The organism is Dictyobacter vulcani (assembly GCF_008974265.1).
GTDB classification, from domain to species: domain Bacteria; phylum Chloroflexota; class Ktedonobacteria; order Ktedonobacterales; family Ktedonobacteraceae; genus Dictyobacter; species Dictyobacter vulcani.
Genome location: NZ_BKZW01000001.1, coordinates 4101793 through 4122844, shown reverse-complemented (window position 1 = coordinate 4122844; position 21052 = coordinate 4101793). Strand labels below are relative to the sequence as shown.

At 51.0% G+C, this 21052-nt stretch carries 21 protein-coding genes and 1 pseudogene; 10 read left to right on the top strand and 12 right to left on the bottom strand.

Annotation, left to right across the window (positions count from 1 at the left end):
• Positions 1–2: 2 nt before the first annotated feature.
• The 8 genes from tsaD to KDW_RS17555 all read right to left on the bottom strand — a co-directional run bounded on the left by tsaD (position 3) and on the right by KDW_RS17555 (position 7946).
• Complete coding sequence (gene tsaD, locus KDW_RS17590) at positions 3–1178, bottom strand: tRNA (adenosine(37)-N6)-threonylcarbamoyltransferase complex transferase subunit TsaD (protein WP_151757154.1); 1176 nt, start codon at positions 1176–1178, stop codon at positions 3–5.
• A gap of 47 nt (positions 1179–1225) precedes the next feature.
• Positions 1226–1834, bottom strand: a complete 609-nt coding sequence (gene rimI / locus KDW_RS17585) for a ribosomal protein S18-alanine N-acetyltransferase (protein WP_162005328.1) — start codon at positions 1832–1834, stop codon at positions 1226–1228.
• A gap of 10 nt (positions 1835–1844) precedes the next feature.
• Positions 1845–2666: a tRNA (adenosine(37)-N6)-threonylcarbamoyltransferase complex dimerization subunit type 1 TsaB gene (tsaB, locus tag KDW_RS17580; RefSeq protein ID WP_162005327.1), complete on the bottom strand. Its 822-nt coding sequence runs from the start codon at positions 2664–2666 to the stop codon at positions 1845–1847.
• Entirely contained in the window at positions 2647–3210 is a 564-nt protein-coding gene (gene tsaE, locus KDW_RS17575) for a tRNA (adenosine(37)-N6)-threonylcarbamoyltransferase complex ATPase subunit type 1 TsaE (RefSeq protein ID WP_198925312.1), read from the bottom strand. Before tsaE ends, tsaB begins: the two co-directional genes overlap by 20 nt.
• A 280-nt stretch (positions 3211–3490) precedes the next feature.
• Positions 3491–3730 (bottom strand): hypothetical protein, encoded by a 240-nt coding sequence (locus KDW_RS17570; RefSeq protein ID WP_151757151.1) that lies wholly within the window; start codon positions 3728–3730, stop codon positions 3491–3493.
• 986 nt (positions 3731–4716) lie between these two features.
• Complete coding sequence (locus tag KDW_RS17565) at positions 4717–6714, bottom strand: hypothetical protein (protein ID WP_151754490.1); 1998 nt, start codon at positions 6712–6714, stop codon at positions 4717–4719.
• A 277-nt stretch (positions 6715–6991) separates the two neighbouring features.
• Entirely contained in the window at positions 6992–7504 is a 513-nt protein-coding gene (locus KDW_RS17560; protein WP_162005326.1) for a zinc ribbon domain-containing protein, read from the bottom strand.
• A 61-nt stretch (positions 7505–7565) separates the two neighbouring features.
• Positions 7566–7946, bottom strand: a complete 381-nt coding sequence (locus tag KDW_RS17555; RefSeq protein ID WP_151757149.1) for a YraN family protein — start codon at positions 7944–7946, stop codon at positions 7566–7568.
• A 475-nt stretch (positions 7947–8421) separates the two neighbouring features.
• Here KDW_RS17555 and KDW_RS17550 point away from each other — a divergent pair, with 475 nt between their 5' ends.
• The 3 genes from KDW_RS17550 to ruvA all read left to right on the top strand — a co-directional run bounded on the left by KDW_RS17550 (position 8422) and on the right by ruvA (position 10433).
• Positions 8422–9192, top strand: a complete 771-nt coding sequence (locus KDW_RS17550) for a YebC/PmpR family DNA-binding transcriptional regulator (protein ID WP_151757148.1) — start codon at positions 8422–8424, stop codon at positions 9190–9192.
• A gap of 41 nt (positions 9193–9233) precedes the next feature.
• Complete coding sequence (gene ruvC, locus KDW_RS17545; RefSeq protein ID WP_151757147.1) at positions 9234–9776, top strand: crossover junction endodeoxyribonuclease RuvC; 543 nt, start codon at positions 9234–9236, stop codon at positions 9774–9776.
• A 66-nt stretch (positions 9777–9842) separates the two neighbouring features.
• Entirely contained in the window at positions 9843–10433 is a 591-nt protein-coding gene (gene ruvA, locus KDW_RS17540) for a Holliday junction branch migration protein RuvA (protein WP_151757146.1), read from the top strand.
• A gap of 124 nt (positions 10434–10557) precedes the next feature.
• Here ruvA and thiL read toward each other — a convergent pair whose 3' ends face one another.
• Entirely contained in the window at positions 10558–11517 is a 960-nt protein-coding gene (gene thiL / locus KDW_RS17535; RefSeq protein WP_151757145.1) for a thiamine-phosphate kinase, read from the bottom strand.
• A gap of 108 nt (positions 11518–11625) precedes the next feature.
• On the opposite strand from thiL, the gene KDW_RS17530 reads away from it, so the two are divergent.
• The gene (locus tag KDW_RS17530) at positions 11626–11985 is read left to right on the top strand and encodes an antibiotic biosynthesis monooxygenase family protein (protein ID WP_162005325.1); all 360 of its coding nucleotides are present in this window, start codon (positions 11626–11628) and stop codon (positions 11983–11985) included.
• Complete coding sequence (locus KDW_RS17525; protein WP_151757143.1) at positions 11982–12302, top strand: hypothetical protein; 321 nt, start codon at positions 11982–11984, stop codon at positions 12300–12302. The genes KDW_RS17530 and KDW_RS17525 overlap by 4 nt, the downstream gene beginning before the upstream one ends.
• Positions 12303–12339: 37 nt before the next feature.
• Here KDW_RS17525 and KDW_RS17520 read toward each other — a convergent pair whose 3' ends face one another.
• Positions 12340–12771, bottom strand: coding sequence for a hypothetical protein (locus tag KDW_RS17520; RefSeq protein WP_151757142.1), 432 nt, complete (start codon positions 12769–12771; stop codon positions 12340–12342).
• 96 nt (positions 12772–12867) lie between these two features.
• Positions 12868–13896 (bottom strand): GGDEF domain-containing response regulator, encoded by a 1029-nt coding sequence (locus KDW_RS17515; RefSeq protein WP_151757141.1) that lies wholly within the window; start codon positions 13894–13896, stop codon positions 12868–12870.
• Positions 13897–14872: 976 nt separating this feature from the next.
• On the opposite strand from KDW_RS17515, the gene KDW_RS17510 reads away from it, so the two are divergent.
• The 4 genes and pseudogenes from KDW_RS17510 to KDW_RS17495 all read left to right on the top strand — a co-directional run bounded on the left by KDW_RS17510 (position 14873) and on the right by KDW_RS17495 (position 18801).
• Entirely contained in the window at positions 14873–15433 is a 561-nt protein-coding gene (locus KDW_RS17510; RefSeq protein ID WP_307767754.1) for an alpha/beta hydrolase, read from the top strand.
• A gap of 39 nt (positions 15434–15472) precedes the next feature.
• Positions 15473–17192: pseudogene (locus KDW_RS35985) on the top strand (DNA repair helicase XPB).
• A gap of 190 nt (positions 17193–17382) precedes the next feature.
• Positions 17383–17718 (top strand): thioredoxin family protein, encoded by a 336-nt coding sequence (locus KDW_RS17500; RefSeq protein ID WP_151757139.1) that lies wholly within the window; start codon positions 17383–17385, stop codon positions 17716–17718.
• Positions 17719–17838: 120 nt separating this feature from the next.
• Positions 17839–18801, top strand: coding sequence for a type I phosphomannose isomerase catalytic subunit (locus KDW_RS17495; RefSeq protein WP_162005324.1), 963 nt, complete (start codon positions 17839–17841; stop codon positions 18799–18801).
• A gap of 15 nt (positions 18802–18816) precedes the next feature.
• On the opposite strand, the gene KDW_RS17490 is transcribed toward KDW_RS17495, so the two are convergent.
• Positions 18817–19269 carry a TMEM217-like gene (locus tag KDW_RS17490; protein WP_151757137.1) on the bottom strand — a complete coding sequence of 151 codons (453 nt, stop codon included), beginning with the start codon at positions 19267–19269 and terminating at the stop codon, positions 18817–18819.
• 148 nt (positions 19270–19417) lie between these two features.
• Between KDW_RS17490 and KDW_RS17485 the strand changes: the two genes are divergently transcribed.
• Positions 19418–20740: an RNA-guided endonuclease InsQ/TnpB family protein gene (locus KDW_RS17485; protein WP_151757136.1), complete on the top strand. Its 1323-nt coding sequence runs from the start codon at positions 19418–19420 to the stop codon at positions 20738–20740.
• Positions 20741–21052: the final 312 nt, after the last annotated feature.

Genomic DNA, 21052 nt, shown 5'->3' with positions numbered 1-21052 from the left:
TCTCACTTTCTAAATGGCAGACTTAATCCAGGCTGAACATCCAGCTCCATGCCGTGGCGCTCACCTAAACTTAAGTGGAAAAAGGCTGCACTCGCAATCATTGCGGCATTATCGGTACAAAAATCAATAGAAGGATAGCTCAGACGAATGCCCAGTGGCTGTAATTCCTGACGCATCCGTGCTCGCAGGCTCAGATTGGCAGCGACACCGCCAGCCAGAATCACTTGCTTAACCTGATATTCTTGCGCTGCCATGCGTGTTTTGACGGCCAGGACATCAACGATAGCTTCCTGAAAACCAGATGCCAGTAGGGCCACATCAGGAGCCCCGGCCTGAGCTGCCTGTTCCCCCATACGTGTATAACGTGTGTACTGGGTAGATGGCTTCCCTTCCTCATGTGTACGAGTAGCGTCAGTGGCGCCTTCAGCCAGATGCAACATGGCCGTCTTGACACCACTAAAGCTAAAATCATAGGTACCACGCAGCCAGGCCCGTGGTAGACGATAGACGTTACGCGCCTTCTTGACCGACTTCTTTTGTTCTACGTAGGCATCTTCAGCCTGCTGCGCCATACGCTGAATAGCCGGACCACCTGGATAACCAAGTCCAAGCACACGAGAAACCTTATCCAGGGCCTCGCCGGCCGCATCGTCGCGTGTACGGCCCAGCAATTGATAATCACCATGTTCGCGCACCAGCACGATCTCGCTATGCGCACCTGAGATCACCAGACAGATCAAAGGAAAAAGTGGATCTCCCGGTTGCTCACGCAAGGCCGCCTCAACAGCGTCCTCCGCAGGAGCAGGCTCATCGCGGAGCCAGTTAGCGTATAAGTGCGCCTCCAGATGGTTGACGCCCAGAAACGGCTTATTGCGCGCCAGGGCCAGCGTCTTGCCAACCGTCAAACCGACCAGTAATGAACCGGCCAGACCAGGACCATAGGTCGCTGAGATCGCATCCAGATCATCCCAGGAACACGAAGCCTGGGCCAGCGCCGTTTCTACTACAGGAATAATCGCAGCAATTTGTTGGCGTGAGGCCACTTCGGGGACAACACCACCATAACGATTATGAATCTCAATTTGTGAAGCCACTACATTGGAAAGCAAATAACGCCCATCACGTACAACAGCGGCCCCGGTCTCATCACATGAACTTTCAATACCCAGTACAAGCATAGATTACATCCCCAACAATGCAGCCATGACACACAAATATATAGACGCTATTTCGCCTCTAGCTTTTGTAACAACGCCGCCTTTAATTCTAGAAATTTTTGTTTATAAGCAGGAGAGTTGATCTCGTCGGTCCACATAATTAAAGCATCTTCTTGATTATCGCTATAATAGCGGTGCCGCACACCAGCCTCACGGAACCCATATTTCCGATACAGATTCTGCGCCGGATGATTCGAAACGCGCACCTCTAGCGTGACCCATTTTGCGCCTATATTATATGAAATATCAATCAAGCTCACTAATAAAAATTCGCCCAGGCCATTCCCGCGAAATTCCGGATGCATAGCAATAGTAGTAATATGCGCCTCATCGACCATCAGCCAGAGGCCAGAGAACCCGATAATAGAAGCCAGGTCCGGAGATGGCGCAGTCACAGCTGGCCGACTGGGCAAAAGTGAAAGCGGAAACGGACGCGTCTTACGAACCTTTTCCGGCTCAGAAGTTACCGCCGTCTGCTCTTCAAAGATGTGCTTATCGCGCAACACGATATAATGCGCCCAGCGATTATCTTGTAGTTCCTTGCGATAGGCGCTCGGAGGCCACGTCGATGGATAAGCCAGACGCTCAATCTCTATAACGCGAGGCACGTCCGACATCGTCATTCGTTCAATGGCGTAACGCACCCTGTTCCCTTTCTTTGGTATCATGATCGATAGCTTGTTGTGAGCCAGCACCAAGCAATGGCTGCTTGCGCGTACTCTTCGTAATAGATGGCCGACGTAAATATAAAGGCTCCAGTAACAGAGGATCGTCGGTGTGACCATCCTGCAGGCGTTGCATAGCCAGTTGAGCCAGCACTGAAGCATGGCGTGTCGAGAGGAGGCCATCCCTTATCCAGCCCTGACCCGCCATACCCTGTTGTAAGGCCTGGCGCGACACGGGCTTCATCTCTCCACAGAAAAGAACCGGTTCAGAAACCGGCACCGGCCAGTCAGCCAGTTGAGTCTTAAGATGCTCGAGCAAATGCTCGGGTGTCCCCAGAAAATACTCACCAACCCGTTGCTGACGATACACGACCTCAGCCTCGGCTGAGCCCTGTTCTCGGGAAAGATAACAGGCTGCATATAATTCAGTACGGCCCGCCTCCAGGACTGCACAGATGGGTCCCCGCCACTGCTGCTGCTGGGCGGCAATCACATCCAGCGTCCCAACGCCAACCAGCGGCTTCTGTAACGAAAAAGCCAGGGCCTTAGCCGCTGCCAGAGCAACGCGCACACCATTAAATGAGCCAGGTCCCGTCGCCACCGCGACCGCATCGAGTTGTTGCAAAGAGAGTTGTCGTTCAACCGTCATAGCCTGGATACGTTCCAACAAATCCACACTATGATTATTTTCCGCATACCAGGTATATTCACCCAGCAACTCATTTTCTGAACACAAAGCTACGCTCGCAAAGCGAGTCGAAGTATCAAGAGCGAGTAATAGCATACATATTCTTCTGTAACTGTTGTAGCAGTTCACAATAGCGCTGCCCGGTTGCCACAAACAACAGGCGGCGCTTCGTTTCATCCACAGTACTCAGGCGAATATAGAGTCGATCCGCAGGCCACAGCTCATCGGCATTGCCCGCCCACTCAACCACACATACGCCCGAACCATAAAAGTAATCTTCAAATCCGAGATCAACAATCTCATCAGGATCATCCAGTCGATACAGATCAAAATGATAGAGAGCCAGTGGTGCGCCAGCTGACTCCTTCTGATCCCGCGACTGAGACCCCATATATTCTTTTAACAGGGTAAAGGTCGGACTATTCACAACATCCGTTACATGCATCCCTTTCGCCAGACCCTGAGTAAACGTCGTCTTGCCCGCCCCAAGCTGTCCATCCAATAGAATCAGATCGCCAGCCTGCAATAACCCACCCAGGGCCATCCCGATGCGTTGGGTTTGACTTGCCCGCTGGCTCACAACCTCAAGAGAACAGGACCCATCCTGGACAGACAGATCGACATCACGCTCCTCGCGCACTGGAAGCCTCCCTACCGTTTTTTTAGCGCACACCGAATTCACGGTTCCAAATAGCTATTCCCAACCCGAATTCCCAGAGCCCAAAAAAGCCAAACGCCCCAAACACACAGAGAGAATAGTGAATACCATTATAGCATACAAGGAACTTGCTACGGCAATCCGACTCAACCATTTCAGAGGCAGAGTCAAACCCGACAAAAAAAGCCCCGGACCTCCCAATCAAGTAGTTGGAGGTCCGGGGCTTTTTTATAGAATTGCTGCTATGCTGGCTTTTAGCGAACTAGAAGCAGCAAGGATCGCAGCAGGGATCGCAGCAAGGATCGCTATTATGGAAGTGATGGCGGTGGTGGTGATGGAAGAAGTGACCATGGTGGTGGTGTTCAGTACCGCAACAAACATCTAAAACGGTCTCGCAGCAACCACCAAAGGCACCTACGACCTCGGCGAGTTCCTGATCATTCAGTTCGACGCTGGTCACCTGTGCATTGATTTCGGCGCTAGATTGCATTGAATTGCTCATGTGATTAATTTCCTTTACTTTTGTGATTAATTTCCTTTACTTTTGTTGTGACACTCCGCACGCCCTAAAGAGGCGGCGGCTTCTTGTACTCCTACGTAGTCGGCTCTCTGAGTCGGTGCCTCGTTGAGGCAACTCGTTGAAGAACCGTAGTGGGTGAGGAATACGCTCAAGCACAGATCTACACATCTGCTTGCTTAAAGGGCGGTGCCATGCCCGTTCACCGTTTCATGCCGTACCCGACGGGTGTGCAGCCAACGTCTGGTGTTTGGCGACCTGGAAAGGGTGAACACCTTTCTCTTTCGAAAACTGATGCACGCATCAGTGGGAGGCTTTTCTTGCACGATTTTACCTGGCAACACTTCCTAAGGCCGTACAGCCTGTGCCGTCGTGCCTTCGTTGCACCTATCCAGTCTAATTCAATAATGCAATAAATGTAACAATCAAGGGCTAAAGCCCAGTAAAAACCCGTCTATCCGCTTGATTTTAAACCACAGCGATTTGCGACGCGTTACGCTTTTGCCATGATAGTTCGCACTATTAGGTAAAGAAGCCGTTCGTATTACGTGCATCTCTTACTCGGGGAATTATAGATTGTAAAGGTAGATGAATCTATGAGATGCGTCACATTTTTAGTGTGTTCCGCATAATATCAATATCTTGCACAGTATGTTATACTACACAAACGGTTATAACATAAGTGTTTTTCGATATATTAAAAGTATCTTCCTGGGAATGGAGGAGGGACATTGACGAGATCCGAGGCGAGCAGGGTCGCAGGCCCAAGACCCAATACGTTTCAGAGAAGCGCTTTTGTGACTATAAAACCCACGGGATGCGCAACGAGGTAAACTCAGGCAATGGAATCAATTGAAAACCTCAACAGGAAAAGGAAAGGAAGCAAAAGCCTTGCATCGATAGACTTCGATGAAGAGGTGATGCCCAGCCAGCAGCGCATCGGAAGGGTTGCCAAAGACAGGAAAAAAGGCTTACGCGACGGCTTGAGCAGGAGGGCCAAACGTTTCGAAGAAGCGGACGGGCAGGCCATGTAAAAGAACAGAGAGCCTGGGAGCATCAGCGGAACGGGCATTGCGAGCGAGGCGCTGGGACCAGGAGAGCCGATAATGAGCACGCTGCTCGCGAGTCAGCAGCGTCTCGTCTGGCTTCAGAGGATGTGCTGGCTGTGAGGACTGAGGGCAAGCTTCCCAGGAAAAGGTGGCTGTTTCTCGCCGTAGGAGCTGGGTCCAGTGACGGCGCACAGAGCGACGAGGCCAATCGCGCCAGAGCAAGGGAGCCGACGGAGACACGACGGGAACATGCGGCAAGGATGGCACCGCAGGAGCAGAGAGCGGATCAGGAGGCAGAGGCCAGAAGACGGCACTGACGCGGCGTGGTTTTTTGGTGGAAGGATGTTCTTGACACTGCTCGCGCAAGGGGCAAGCCCGACAGAAGCCAATGCGGCCCGCATACAAGACACGCAGAGAGCCATCATGTTCGGGTCGACGCTCTTGCGCGTACAGCGGATGATCAGCGGGACAGCGCAAGGTACCGTCGGGTTGCAGCGTAAACACTGAGCCAGGAAAACCGCCGGTAAACGAGCGTTTGGCCCACTGCGCAGGACCATAGATTACCGGAGCGGCTGACCCACTGGGAACGGCTGGCTCACTGAGAGCGACTGGCAAAACTGCGTGAGCCGGAGCAAATTCGGTCGTGCGCACTGTTGCGGGAGTCAGATGCAGGCCGAGTTCCATCCGCAGGTTCCAGAGCCACTGAACCAGGATCTGGAAGCATTCCTGTCCCCAGGCCGTGTGAGAGACCCAACGGTCAGCGTCCTGTTCACCATCTTCATCCGCCAGCACGGTTTCAAAAGAACCGCGATGCAGATACACATCCAGGACATCTTTGGCGCTGAAGGCAGGGCAAGGCAGCGTTGAAACAAAGAGCTCGTAGACAGTCTCCGCTCGCTGCTCCCCAACGGAGGGAGGGTCTGAGGTGGCTGGATGGGTCGCCACGATCACGCGTACCAGAGGCCCCGTAGGGGAAAGCGGGACGGCTGGACAATCAAACAGGGTCCGGGTCATCTGGCTTTCGGGGTGCGTACAGGTGGCAGCGGGAGCGGCAGCCAACACGGCCTGCATTTCCGCCACATCCAGCAGGTGGTAATCCTTGTGGCGGGCCACCACTGCCAGGCCCGAGGTGAGGACATCGCAGAGAGGAGCAGCATTGCCATACAGGCCGTCGAGGCGGATGACGATCTGCTGGGCAGGTACACCAACCTGCTTTCCATAGTCGAGCAGAACCTGGATCGCTCGCAGCAGTTCGCCCCGGTAATCGCCGTTGCCCGACCCTCCAAAGGTTCCCAGAAACTGATGGGTATGAGCTTGGAGCACCACGGTCCTGGTGCGTACGACTTCCCCGCGCTTGCGGCCCTGATACCCTTTGGCGCACACCTGGTCAAAGCGACGGCGCGCAGCAGGCAGCGACTCGGCCTGGGGCAAGGCGCGTTGGCGAGCGACCTTTCGGGTGCCATCCACATCCGCGACCAGCCAGCTCTGCCCACACCGATCGATGATCCCGCCGGGATCAGGAAACGACGTGCGGGCCTGCACGTCTTGCTGGAAGAGGGTACGCATGTTTTCGACGCTGGCCTGATCCAGCGCCGCCAAAAAGCGAGAGAGCGCGGAGCGCGAGGGCAAACGCTGGCGGCCAAAGAAGGCCATGAACTCGTCGGCAAACGGCACAAGGCGCTCGTAAAAGGCTTGCAAGGTCGGTTCACCGGAAAGCGCGTAGCCGACGAGGACCACGACAAAATCGATGAGATCGTAGGTCCCCATCCGGGCGCGCGCGAAGCGGACTCGTTGGGTGATAGCCGTGAGAATACCCGTCTGGGTGAGGCTCTGAGCAAAAGCTGCCGCTTCTCCCATCCAATTGGGAGTGGAAGGTTGCGACTCTGGAGTCGTCTGGACGGTGGTGGTCGAATGCGTCATACTAGAAAGGTGTCCTCCTTCTGAGAAAAATTTTGAGGTTTCTTCTCTTATAGGAGACACTTTTTTTTAGCGTTTCGCCAGTCTCTGCGGATCAGTTACAAATCTCGTTGCGCATCCCGTGGGTAAAAAACATGGTGGAGAAAAGCAGCGAATCATACGTGGAGAGGACGCCACGCCATACCGTTGAGGTTATCTCCTTCAACGAAACGTATTGGGCCCAAGAGCTGCCGGTACGCCGGGGATGAGATTTCATCCCGGGCATCTATGCCAGGCTGATTTAGCGTAGTTTGGCACCACAGCTACGGCAGTAGAGGGCGTTTGGACGCAGAGGATTGCCACACTGTGGGCAGCGCTGCGTCTGGGCATCCGGGGCGGCGTTAGGTGTGGGCGCTACATAGCTGGCGTTAGTATTCGCAGGATTGCCAGAGGTACTAGCATTGGATGAAGATGGGGGCGGGGCATAGTTCATCGTTGGCTCGGGTCCAAGCTGGTCGACGGGATAAGCCTCGTTCTTAACCTCCTGCAGTTGCGTTTCACGCGTGCGCATATCGTGGTCCAGCTCAAAAATACTGGCACATAAGCGTGACAACTGAGAATCGCTAAGTGAGCCCTGCTGATACAGATTCATAGCCACCTGGCCCAGTTCATCCATCAATTGCTGGCGCTGTTCCAACAATTTATCGATCTCCGTCTGTTTGCTGCGCACACGCATCTGCTTCTGCGCCTCCCAGCCGGTACGACTGACTGCGGAATTCACAAAGTTTTTGGCTGATGATAGAAAATCACTCATTAATTTGCCTCCATAGAACCCTTGTAAGGTGTATTCTTCTATATAATATCTGCGAGGTGATTTATTCAGTAAATGCATGTTGATAGATACGGATCGCTTCAAGATGGCCAGTAACACTGAGTTGAACGGCCACAACATCAACACGCCAATCACGCAGCGCATAATCATGCTGAAACAGATAGTATTGACTTACCTGGATAATTTTTTGTTGCTTGCGATAATTTACAGCCTCTTCAGGCAAACCATGGCTCATTCCTCGGCGCGTCTTGACCTCAATAAAGACAAGATCAGCTTCGTGCTCGGCAACCAGATCTATCTCTCCATAGCGACAACGAAAGTTCCGTTCCAGAATAGTATAACCTGATTGCTCGAGTTGAAGCGCCGCCAGGCGCTCCCCGGTTCTTCCCAGTCCCTGGCGAGCCCCACGTCCGGATAGATCCATGCTTGCTTCCTCCTTGACATCTACCACTTCGCCTCTCTGTATCTATGTACGCTCTGTAAGCCGTTGTGTTGTATAGATAGATGTTAGATCCTCTATACTGTCCCTGGCAGGGCTCAAAACAGGCAGCAAAACGGATGCCACCAGCTGTATTGGATCAACGCTGAAAAAGAGTGTGCGCTATGCTCATTTTAACACAAAAAAACCTTGTGGCGGCAAGAACTCTTTTGCTGTTAGCAATCAGAGGAAGGATAGAATGCCGCTGCCCACTGTCTCTGGCGGTATACCTATAATGAAAGGAGATAGCTCGTAGGAGATGCACATCCGCAAACTTCGCAGGGGGACACCCCTCGACGCTCTATACCCGTTCGTGTTAAAATAGGCCCGACAGCTATTGATAACACACAGCAACATGTAATGTATGCTTACGGCATATTTTATAGAGAGAATCTTCTGAATAGATTAGGGGAGCAACGATATGTCAGGACATTCAAAGTGGGCACAGATTCGCCGCTCAAAAGGCGTCAATGACGCACGCCGAGGCCAACTGTTCACTCGGCTAGGACGCGAGATCGTTGTCGCGGTACGTGAGGGCAACAGTGGTGACACAGCTGCAAACTTCCGTCTACGCATTGCGGTACAGCGAGCGCGCGACGCCAACATGCCAATGGATAATATTGAGCGCAATATTAAACGCGCCCTCGGTGGTAGCGAGGACAACAACCTTGAGGAGATCACCTACGAAGGCTATGGTCCTGGTGGCACTGCAATCCTGGTACAGACATTAACCGAGAACCGCAACCGCACCGTGGCCGAGGTACGTAATGCCTTCAACCGTAATGCGGGCAATATGGGTGAGAATGGCTGCGTGGACTGGCTGTTTGAAAACAAAGGGGTCATCGAGGTTGAGCTGAATGGCCATGACGCCGACGAGCTCTCACTGGAAGCGATTGACATGGGTGCTGAGGATGTCGAGCCGGCTAATCCAGGTGATGAAACACTTGTCATCTACACTGATCCATCGCATGCCGAACTGGAAAAAGTGCAGAAAGCGCTCGAAGATAATGGCTTGAAGGTATTGAAGGCCGAGAGCACCCTGGTACCAAAGACCAGAATCGAACTGGACGAAGAGAAAACCGCCCACCAGGCCATCCGTCTGATCGAGAAACTGGAAGATCTGGATGATGTCCAGAACGTGTATACCAACGCTGACTTCCCTGAGGCATTTGCGGCTTCTTACAACGCGTAAATTTTTGTAAAAGTCGTCAATGTTAGAAGGGAGCGTGGCAGATGCAAAAAGATCTCGTGCCGCCTCCACCTTCAAATGCGCGTATCGCGCTCGGCATTGATCCAGGTACAGCAATCGTTGGTTATGCCGTGGTTATGGCTCGGGGGAGTGAACTAAGCATGCTAGCATGTGATGTGATCACGACCCCGGCCAAAATGCAACTGGCACAACGCTTGCAAATTATTTATGAAGGTTTGAGTAAACTCATTGCAACCTACAAACCGCAGGAAGCGGCTATGGAGGAACTCTTCTTTGCGAAAAACGCACGCACCGCAATGACTGTGGGACATGCGCGTGGAGTTGCAATGCTGGCCCTGGCAAATGGCGGTCTCTCCGTCGCCGAATATACACCGAAACAGGTCAAACAGGCCGTTACCGGATATGGCGGCGCCGATAAGAATCAGGTCGGAGAGATGGTCCGTATCCTGCTCAAATTAACAGCCATTCCTAAACCAGATGACGCCGCAGATGCAGCAGCCGTGGCTATTTGCCACTTAAATACTGCAACATATGCCGCCAATCTCCTGCGCTATAATCGATCGTAGGCTATGCGCTATTTTTAAACGCTGGCAATTTCATACATTGGAACATAAAAAGGGATATGTCGGGCGATGATTACAAGTATTCACGGAACCCTGGAAGTAACCGGGAGTGATTATGCAATTGTACGCGTGGGTGGTTTCGGAATACGCGTTTTCGCGCCATCTTCAACACTGAATCGTTTAAGCGAGCCGGGAATAGAGGTCTCGCTGGCAACACACTTTCATATGCGTGAAGATGGTATCTCTCTCTATGGCTTTACCAATTCTGCTGATCGGGATGCCTTTGAACAGTTAATCGGGGTCAGTGGAGTTGGTCCCAAAGTAGCACTGGCGATCCTGTCCGTAATGGATGCCAGCGCTTTCTATCAAGCCATCGCAGAAGAAGATCAGCAACGCCTGGGATTAGCAAAAGGGGTGGGCAAAAAGCTGGCTGCGCATCTCGTGTTAGAGTTAAAGGGCAAGCTACCATCATTAGCGGCTCTGAGCAGTACTGGCACGACACCAGTCGCTGGCAGGATCCAGGCAGAGGCGCTGGAAGCCTTACAGGGACTGGGCTTCTCAACCTCTGAAGCTCAGGCAGCTCTCGCCAAAATTCCTCAGGATAAGCCGATGACGCTGGAAGAGCAGGTTACGTTTGCCCTGCGCTCCTTCTCCCGTTAAGCCGGTTGCCTGCTCGGACGTGAACTGGGCGCAGGCCCAAGACCTACCGCTACTATTCAGGGGCTGGATTTTAAATGATCCCAGCTCTTTACCTGTAGTTCTTCCAGGCGACCATCAGGATGGACTACTTGTATGCCACTGGAGGCTGGTTGGATGGAACCAATACGGTCAGTGGCGTATTAGACCTGGCTGCAAGGGCCGTTCTTACCGTATCCAGGGCCTGGGGATGTAGCGTCAGGAGCAACTCATAATCTTCTCCTCCGTGCAACGCCCATTGCACTGGATCCTGCTGGAGGTCATGGGCCACAGCCTTCAGCGGGGTAGAAAGCGGTAAGGCGGCCAGGTTGATCTGTGCGCCACAATCACTTCGCTCACAAAGGTGCTGAAGATCTCCACTCAAGCCATCACTGATATCCAACATCGCCGTAACCAGTTCAGGACCAAGCTCACCCAGCACCTGACCTTCCTGCACGCGTGGAGTAGGAGTGGTATGGCGTCGCTGTACCCAATGGAGGTCATGTGGCTCTATATGTGGACAGGCCTGCAGAAAGGATTGCAGTCCAGCAGCGGAATCTCCCAGCCAGCCCGTAACGCAGAGGAGATCACCTACACGCGCCCCACTGCGCAGGATGGCATGGCCACGCCTCACCGTTCCCAGCAATGTAATATCAATGACCAGCTTTCCAGCCGGGCCAGCACCAGAAATATTGCCACCCACGATCGCCGTCTCAAAACGCTGTGCCTCTGCTCGTAAGCCAGCATAAATACCATCCAGCACAGCCACTGGCAGCGTAGCGGGCAGAAGCAGCGAGACCAGCGCCGCACGCGGAGTCCCACCCATCGCAGCAATATCACTTAGATTGATAGCCAGCGCCTTCTGACCAATAGCTTCGGGAGTTGAAGTCTGGAGCATAAAGTGAATAGCTTCTACCTGACTATCACAGGTTGCCAGCAATAGATCCTCGCTACCCAGATCCAGAATAGCACAATCATCCCCAACGCCTATCTCATGTTCTGAATGGGTGTGAAGACCTGCGGTCAGGCGCGCGATCAGTTCGAACTCCCCGAGTTCAGCAATATTCATTCGTATCCCTCTCTAGTACCACGGCAATAAACCTATTGCACAGATAGCATCCCTATGCTATTCTATCTGCGTTCTAACGGATATGCAAACAAAGTTGAGGCAATCATCGTGCAGCAAAGTTCGGAGTTATTGGTAGTTACCCTCGCACGGGTCTTACCGGAAAAAGATATTGAAGCGCGAGGACGTATACGCTCGGTTGTTGAGACATTACGGAGCGCTCCAGGGCTGATTTCAACGCGCATATACGCCGGACGCAATAATGGGATGTTCTATCTGCTCTTCACTACCTGGGATGATGAGGAGAGCTGGCTAAAAGCGCAGGAACGCCACACCCCCCGTCAACTACTGTCCTTACACGCTAAAGATCTCCTGGTCGCACCACCCGAGCAGTGGTTAATGTATTATCTCTGGGGCTATAGCCGGCCTACACAGCCACCACAGCATGCTGCGGTACAGTTGATGGGATGACCCCCCAACGTATACAGCAGGTGCAGAAAAGCTGGTTGACAGCCCTGCAACAGCCAGAGCTACAATCCCAGCTTACCTTTGCCTTTTTCGCACGTGGCATCAATGATACGCCTACCGCCACCCGTATGGCCACCACATCTCAGCATGCTGGCTACCGTGAGCTCTTCTTTCAGCGTAGTTCACTCCTGCTAGGATTCTTCAGCTGGTCGAACGAAATGGAACGCGAAGAGTTTTACGCCCATGGAACCTATCAGCAGCTCAAAAAAAGCGCTGAACAAGAAGGAACCATCACCATCCTCCCCCTGGAGACCCTGTAGCCATGATGCGATACTTGTTCATAGCCAATTGCTGGCTTTAGTCAGCGGAGGTTTCAGCAACAGGCCGATCATAGTATTTTTTTAATTCGGCTTTGAGGAATTCTCTATCAGACCACATAGCGGCAGTAAAAGTATGGTATTCGCCATCACAGATGGGAGCACTGTTCGCACAGGTGCGATGAGGGTGTAAACGGAACAAAAGAGAACTACCGCGCACTTCGATCCACATGTGGCGGCGCGTAGAATGCGTGCCCCAACGAAAAAGGATCAGAGAATCATACTCTTCAAAGTGGCCGCGCCCCTTAAGTAAATTTTTATTGATGCTCTGAAGCATCTCAGCCAATCCGCTTTCACGCAATACATGCTTGGCATTCTCGCGCGTAGCAATCCGACGCGCTTCCTGCTCCTGCTCATGGAGTGACTCATCCAACTCGGATGCAGATTCCTGATAATCCTGGCTTGTAGACATAATAACCTTCCAAAAAACAGCAACAATAGATAGTTAATATCCCCAGCATAGCACAAAAGAGCAAGAGTCTACCAGACACAACACACGTGCAAACCGTTATTTAAATTTGGCCAGGATATCCTCATCCGCGAAGTGAAAAAGGTTCCGACCAATATTGCCCACCAGATTAAACGTTGCTGGCGTGTGTGAGACCTGTGAGGGAATGCCCCATTGAGGAGAAACACGTGAGACATTATTTGAGGATTGCTTTGCCAGGCGCTTGGCCTCTGCGGTCAGGCAACTAACCTCATTCATCGAGTGCGAGCATTTGATTTGATCACTGACAACCCCAATGGACAGCGACACCAGCGGGAACTGATGCGGGCGTCCCTTGCGATCCACGCTACTGAGCGAGCCACGCGCAATATCCTCAGGTCGATAAAAGGCCAGACTCTCTTCTTTATAGCGAGCCAGGATATGCCGGCAGAGCAACTTTTCACGATCTGGCGTCGTCACAATCACAAAATCATCTCCACCAATATGCCCCACAAAATCATCGGCATTGCCATATTCATACACGACGCGTTGACAGATGCGACCAACCAGCAGAATCATATCATTGCCAGTCACAAAACCATAGGCATCATTAAAGGCTTTAAAATTATCTAAATCTAGATAGAGAATACTCCAGGGATCTGAACCACGCAACTTATAATCGATGGCGCGTTCCAACTGGAGACCGCCCGGGAGACGTGTTAGAGGAGACAGCGTACTTTGCTGCATACGACGGAGTTGTCTACGGACATGCGCAAGGAGTTCATCAGAGCAACACGGCTTTGTGATATAACTATCTACTCCGAGCTCATAGGCACGGACCTTATCAACCAGAGAAGTATGTGCACTCATCATAATTATAGGAATGTGCATACATTTGGGGTGGTCGCGTAATTGCTGGATGACTTGATAGCCATCGACACCAGGAAGCTCAACATCCAGAATAACCAGACTGGGCATCTCGCGCATGGCAAACTGTACAGCATCTTCACCAGTCACCGCCATCACAGTTTGATATCCCTCATCCCCAAAATGTTCTCTGACTAATTGAGTGATAACTCCTTCATCTTCGACGACTAGAATGCTGGACATATATGCTCCTACCTCTACGTTTCACTATATACACCGTGTATACCTTTTAGAAGACCCACCTGCTTCTTTATACGGGTGAAATATTCAGCGCGCATATCGATTTTTTATGAGTCAAAATACTAGTGTTCCGCCGTTTGCTATAGGTACACCACCGTAGCATTGAACGTTTCATATGAATCACAGCGTACCAACAAAGATACAACATGCATAAAACATAATGTGTCCTGAAGCCAACAGTGTATAAGTAGCACAAAATACGCGGCATGCGTATCAAAAGGACAAAATCACCTCCTGATGCGAGCCCATCTTATGGGAGAGTGGGGCATTGTGCCCGACGAGAAGCCACTGTAGCACAATACCTGTGAGAAAAAATGAGAGAAACAGGTTGTACTTCAATGTACACACCATACCTACCTGAATAAAAGTAAGTATGCATATGTCATAGTTAGTATAACATCCTTCGACTCACATGCAAAGCTTTTGTTGAACAAATCGCGCCAATTCGTCACGGATTGCGAAAATCTCACACAACTATGACTTTTAGGGGTCTCTCCCGCTATCTTTCGTTTACGCTAAACATTTTAGTATTGAAAGGGAGGCAGAATAACCTCACATACTAGTAGAGACGATTAGCTGGTGGCAAAAATGAGGTATAATTTTAGCAAAACGCAGCGAATTTTGTGACGGGAAAAATAGGCACTTTCAAACACAATAATACAAGAATATTGACGCATGAGCCTGACTGAGATAGTATTTAAAGATAGAGGCATGAAAGCTTTAAAATTCAATCGTGCACGCCTCTCACTCGCGGCTAGCTTCGCTCACACGATTGCCAGGAATTACATCAGGGAAGCAAAGGATCAGCGATGACCTTATCAAAACAGGCGGGACGACCAATAACATTTCATAGTAAAGGCCAGCCGGCCTTTCTTCTTGAAGGAGTCGTACATACGCCCCGAAGGCAGAGAAAGCACCGATAATTATTCTCTGCCATCCCCAACCTGCCAGCAGTAATATGCATGATCCATTAAATGTCGCGCTGGCACAAAGTCTGGCAGCAGCCGGAATGGTGGTGCTACGCTTTAATTTCCGGGGTGTCGGTCGTAGTCAGGGTCAACAGAGCGAAGGGCGGCTTGAACCACTGGATTTAGCAGGGGCCATCGATACCGCGCTCACGTTTCCTGGCATTAATCCCGCCAAGCTCTGTGTGATCGGTCATGGCTTTGGGGCTTATACGACGCTACTCTACGCACCATTCGATACGCGTATTCGCACAGTGGTTGCCATCAGTTTGCCATTATTCCGGGCCAGTAGCGGTTTTCCACGCCAGTTTGAGCGACCAAAATTATTTGTGACCGGCGAGTTTGATGAAATCTGTCCGCTTTTCAAACTAGAGCCATTTGTGGAACAACAGGCAGGTCCTAAAGGCATCAAGGTCATTGTGGGAGCCCGACATTTGATGCGTGGCTACGAAGAACCAGCCGCGGAAGCGATTCTAAAATATGTGAAGGCATGGGCCGAGATGCCAGGAGTATAAAGCTCACTGGAAGAAGACGTTGGAAGAAGAGGAATACTTATGAATCCAGGAAATCCCCTGATTGTACAAAGTGATCGCAGCATCTTATTAGAGGTTGATCATCCATTACACGATGAGGCACGTGACGCGCTGGCTCAATTTGCCGAGCTTGAAAAATCACCAGAACATATTCACACCTATCGCTTAACGCCGCTCTCACTCTGGAATGCGGCCGCTGGCGGTATGGATGCACCGGCGATCCTGGAATTATTGACCAGCTATAGTAAATATCCATTGCCAGCCAATATCACGGCCGAGATCCAGACCTATGTGCACCGCTATGGACGCGTCAAGCTGATTCGTGAAGGTGATGATCTACTGCTCTACTCGGATGATCATGCCTTAATGACCGAGATTGTCAATCATAAAAAGATGCAGCCCTATATTCAGCAGCACATAAATCGCAATACCATTAAAATTGATGCCAGCCGACGTGGGCATGTCAAGCAAGCATTGATCCACATTGGCTTTCCCGCCGAAGATCTGGCCGGCTACACTGAGGGCTCTCCCCTGCCGCTCCAGATGCGCAGCGTTACACTCCAGGGCAAAGACTTCGAGCCACGTCAGTATCAGCAGTCTGCCGTCTCAACGTTCTATGCGGGCGGCGCACCCAGTGGTGGTAGCGGCGTGGTGGTTCTGCCCTGTGGAGCTGGAAAAACCATTGTCGGCATCGCCACCATCGCCACCCTGCAACGCGCAACCTTAATCCTTACCCCAACACCGTCGCGGTCCGTCAATGGATACATGAAATCCTGGACAAGACAGATATCCCCCCGAAATGATTGGCGAATATACCGGTGAACGCAAAGAGATCGCACCGATCACGGTCAGTACCTATCAGATTTTAACCTATCGCCGCCATGAAGAAAACAAAGAGGACAAAGAAAATAACGCTGGACCAGAGGCCTATCCACATTTCTCGCTATTTACCAACTACGATTGGGGACTGATCATCTACGATGAGGTTCACCTGCTACCCGCGCCCGTTTTCCGCTTTACCGCCGAGATTCAAGCTCGCCGCCGCTTAGGCTTAACCGCCACATTGGTGCGAGAGGATGGTTGTGAGGCCGATGTCTTCAGCTTGATCGGTCCTAAAAAATACGATGTCCCCTGGCGGGAACTGGAACATCAGGGCTGGATTGCCACCGCCGAGTGCCATGAGATCCGCGTCAGTTTTCCTGGCGAAGACGAGCAGTTAAACTATGCCATGGGCGAAACCCGTGAAAAATACCGCCTGGCCGCCGAAAATCCAGCCAAACTCAACGTTGTCCGTCATCTGATCGACAAACACAAAGAGGCTCAGATCTTGATCATTGGACAATATATTGATCAGCTCAAGCTTCTGGCGGAAGAGCTCAAGGCCCCGCTCCTGACCGGTCGAACCGCCACGGCACAACGAGAAAAACTCTATGAACAATTTCGCAAAGGCGAGATCAAACGCCTCGTGGTCAGCAAAGTCGCGAATTTTGCCATCGATCTACCCGATGCGAACGTCGCCATTCAGGTCTCGGGCACCTTTGGCTCACGACAGGAAGAAGCCCAACGCCTGGGCCGTATCCTGCGTCCCAAGTCAGATGGGGGCAATGCCTACTTCTATTCAGTGGTCACCCGCGACACCCGCGACCAGGAGTTCTCCGCTAATCGCCAATTGTTCCTGACAGAACAGGGATATCGCTACGTGATTGAAGATGCGGAAGCACTCTTGACAGCACAGCCATAATAAGAACAACGTCAGCATTTTCCGGTGAAGATGCTGACCACACAAAATGTGTACTGCATAAACAATCGTGCTTGCTACTGACATGCCGCAGGCTATATCCATACGATTGAGCCGCTTGACATGCACCTGTACAGGGTGATACTTTGAGTAGGCAAGAGTATAATTTATTTATAGACGACAAGAGGATGGCATGGCAAATAATTATATAGAGGTAACACCAGATAATTTTGCTGAGAAAGTGCTCCAGTCTTCCCAATTGGTGGTCGTCAATTTTTCGGCTGAGCAAAGCAATGCCTGCAAAATACAGGACCCCGAAATCGAAGCAATCAGCACACATTATCAGGGACGTGCAACTTTTACCCGCCTGGACGTCACCGGACAAGAAGAGCTAACAAAAAAATGGCATATCGAGGGTATACCAACCCTGATCTTCTTTAAAGGCGGGAATGAGATCCACCGTATCACGGGCATCGTGATGCGCGAAAAGTTACGTCGTCAGCTCGAAGGTGTCTTACTCGCAAATTAGACACCCCTATTTTTCTGCCGCTACTATTAGGAGTTGTGTTTTGTCTCATATCTATCCCATTCGCTTACACGCATCACTGCACGAAACAATCTGGGGAGGTCGCAGATTAGAACAAGATCAGTGGAAAACCCTCCACAAAACGCGAGCCTCATTGGAGAATCCTGGGAAACTGAAGTCAGCACCATTGTTCAAAACGGTCCCTATGAAAGTAAAACGCTGGCAGAAGTGGTGAAGGATGCCGGTGAGGCATTTTTAGGTCCCCAGGCCGTCGCCATCTTTGGGAAACGCTTCCCCCTCCTCGCGAAATTCATTGACGCCAATGCCCAACTCTCTGTACAGGTACATCCGAAGGATGATTACGCCGCTACATTTGAAGGCGGCAAACTGGGGAAGACCGAGTTCTGGTATATCCTCAGCGCCAAACCGGGTGCCACCATCATTCATGGCTTTAAAGCCGCTACTCATCCAGATGAGGTGCGCCAGGCCATTGAAGAGGTGAAACTCGAAGATCTCATGCACGAAGAGACGGTGCATGCTGGCGATATCGTCTTTGTACCGGCCGGAACCGTGCATGCCATCGGCGGTGGTATCTTACTATACGAATTGCAGGAATATTCAGACGTTACCTATCGCATGTACGATTATGGACGTCCAGGCGCTAATGGCAAACCACGTGAATTGCATATTGAGCGCTCACTGGATGTTTCCCACTATACAGCCTCTCCACAGATTAAGATGCGTCCGGTTGAGATCAGCAATACAGCGGAATACAGCGAACGCTGCCTGGTGGCCTGTAAATATTTTGTGACCCGCGAAATAGAGCTCAAGGATGGGGTGCGTACTGGTACGACTGAGGGTAGCTGTATCATCCTGACATCACTGGGTGCAACAGCCAGGGTGGTCTATGGAGAGAACATGGCCAGATACGAAACATTCAGCCGTGGTCAGACCATCGTACTGCCGGCCACATTAGGAGATTACCGTATTGAAGGCGAGGGCTCACTGCTCTTTTCCTATGTACCAGCATCCGATGATTCCGCCTGGCAAGCCTGGAAAACAGCCAATCCCGAGAGTGCTCTTTAGAGCACTCTCACGTTTTTACTCGCGGCGACGCTTCTGCCGCTCCTCATCCAGATCAGTAATAGTTCCTTCAACCACCCGATCCTCTTTGGGAACACTGGAACCACCACCCATAAATGGCGACGAATACGTCTGACGAAGAAATTCAGTTTGTTGCTGCATACGCTTCACATCCGAGACCGCACGCGAGATGCCTGTACCGATATTCACCACAAAGAGTACAGCATATAACGCTGCCCAGACAAGCATACCAACCAACAGCGTCACAATTCCACTCACCAATCCATTGAAAATCCCACCAACCAGACCATTACTATACACTTCATAGATGACCATGATCAGAATGGGTAGCCAGAAGAAATGGACCAGGACCTGCAAAAACCAGCGTAAGAACCACCAGATAGCCTGTACTGGATCTGAGGGCATATTCCAGGGTGGAATTGATGCGCGCCAACGTTTGATTCTATTCACAAATCGTCCCTTTCTGAAAGCCCCGCGTCTTTAGACCGGGGAGGAATGGGCCTACCTTATTTGGGGCCGGGTATCAGGGTAAAACATTTGTTCGTTCACTTTTTATTTTTTACTTGACAGGTGGTTGAAAACATGATAGATTTTTTCTATGAAAACGATGCTTACCGCGAAGATAAAACTGAATACAACACCAGAACAGTTTGCCGCATTACGTGCTACTCAACTTGCATATCGGGATGCATTGAACGCTGTAAGTCAGTACGCTTTTGCACACGGCAAGATGAGCAATGCTGTGCGGTTGCAAGATGGCACCTATGATGAGATTCGCGCTCGTTTTCATCTCCCTTCGCAAATGGCTTGTTCCGTTCCCCGCCAAGTCGGAGCTACGTATAAAGCCTTATGGACAAAAGTGAAGCAAAACGCTGCCGCACGGAAGGCCGGGCATACCAAGAAGCGGTATAAGGGTTTGGATCAACCTCCCAAGTTTGTCTCTCCTACCCTGACCTATCAGAACCGCAAAGACTATACCTTCAAGAAGGATCAACACGTCAGCATCCTCACACTTGCGGGACGTGTCATCGTAGCATATACCGGATATGCTACGCATGTGGCTTTCATCCAACGTGGTGCAGAGATCGGCGCGGCAAAACTCTGGTATGATAAACAAAAGAAAACGTTCTATTTATTAGTCTCCTTGGAAATCAAGACGGCAGATCCAACACCCGACACGCATACTGGTATTGCTGGTGTGGATGTCGGTGTACGCTATCTGGCTGTCACGAGTGATATGAAGGGCGCATGTACCTTCTATTCAGGCAAACAGATGGTGCCGAAAGCGAACCATTACGCGAGACTGAGAAAGCGTCTTCAGAAAAAAGGCACTCGTTCTGCGACCCGCCGTTTGGTGGCGATGAGTGGACGAGAGAGACGGTTGAAATTAGACACCAATCATCGAGTCTCAAAAAGAATCGTAACAGCTCATCCTCACAGCTTGATCGGTTTAGAAAATCTGGCAGATATCAGAGAGCAAACCCGCCGTCGCAAGGGAAAGAAAGCGTCAAAAAAGCAACGCAAGGCAAATCATGCGTACTCCAAATGGAGTTTTGCTGAATTGCAGAGCATGATTGCGTATAAGGCGCTCTCGCATGGGTCGATGGCCATCAAGGTAGATGCCCATTACACCTCGCAAGCGTGTCCGATGTGTGGGCATACCACCCCTGATAATCGTCCCAAGCAAGGCTTGCTCTTTGTCTGTCAGAACTGTACGTATACTCTTCATGCCGATCTGGTAGGAGCGAGAAATGTAACGATGCGAACGTTGCTCGCCCGGCAAGACTGGACGAGTACGGGGTTGTTGTCATTAACCCCTGATGGATCAAGCGATGAAGTCAAAGCAGCACGCTTGCAAAAGTATGCTGAATTGCGGTGGAGCTTAGATCCAAGCCCCGTGTCTCTAGGCCGGGGTATTTGACAATAGACCTTCTTTTAACCAGTAATGAATGCTTGCTTGATTGACCGATTAGCTAAAGAAACGCACTCACCCAACAACGTTTCGTTGATCACTTCCTGCTGCAAAGACAACGCTCTAAAAAATGATTGAGTGATGCGTTACGCCGATAGATACACATATTATAGCAAGCAGTAATTCTGCTGCCAGGGAGTAAATACACATCCATTAGCTAAAGCTTATCATATATAGAAAGAGGAAGCATCCTTCCGGTCTGCCTCCTCTTTCTGGTTAGCTCTTCTCGCCAAAATTATTATTTTTTGGAGATCAAAATCG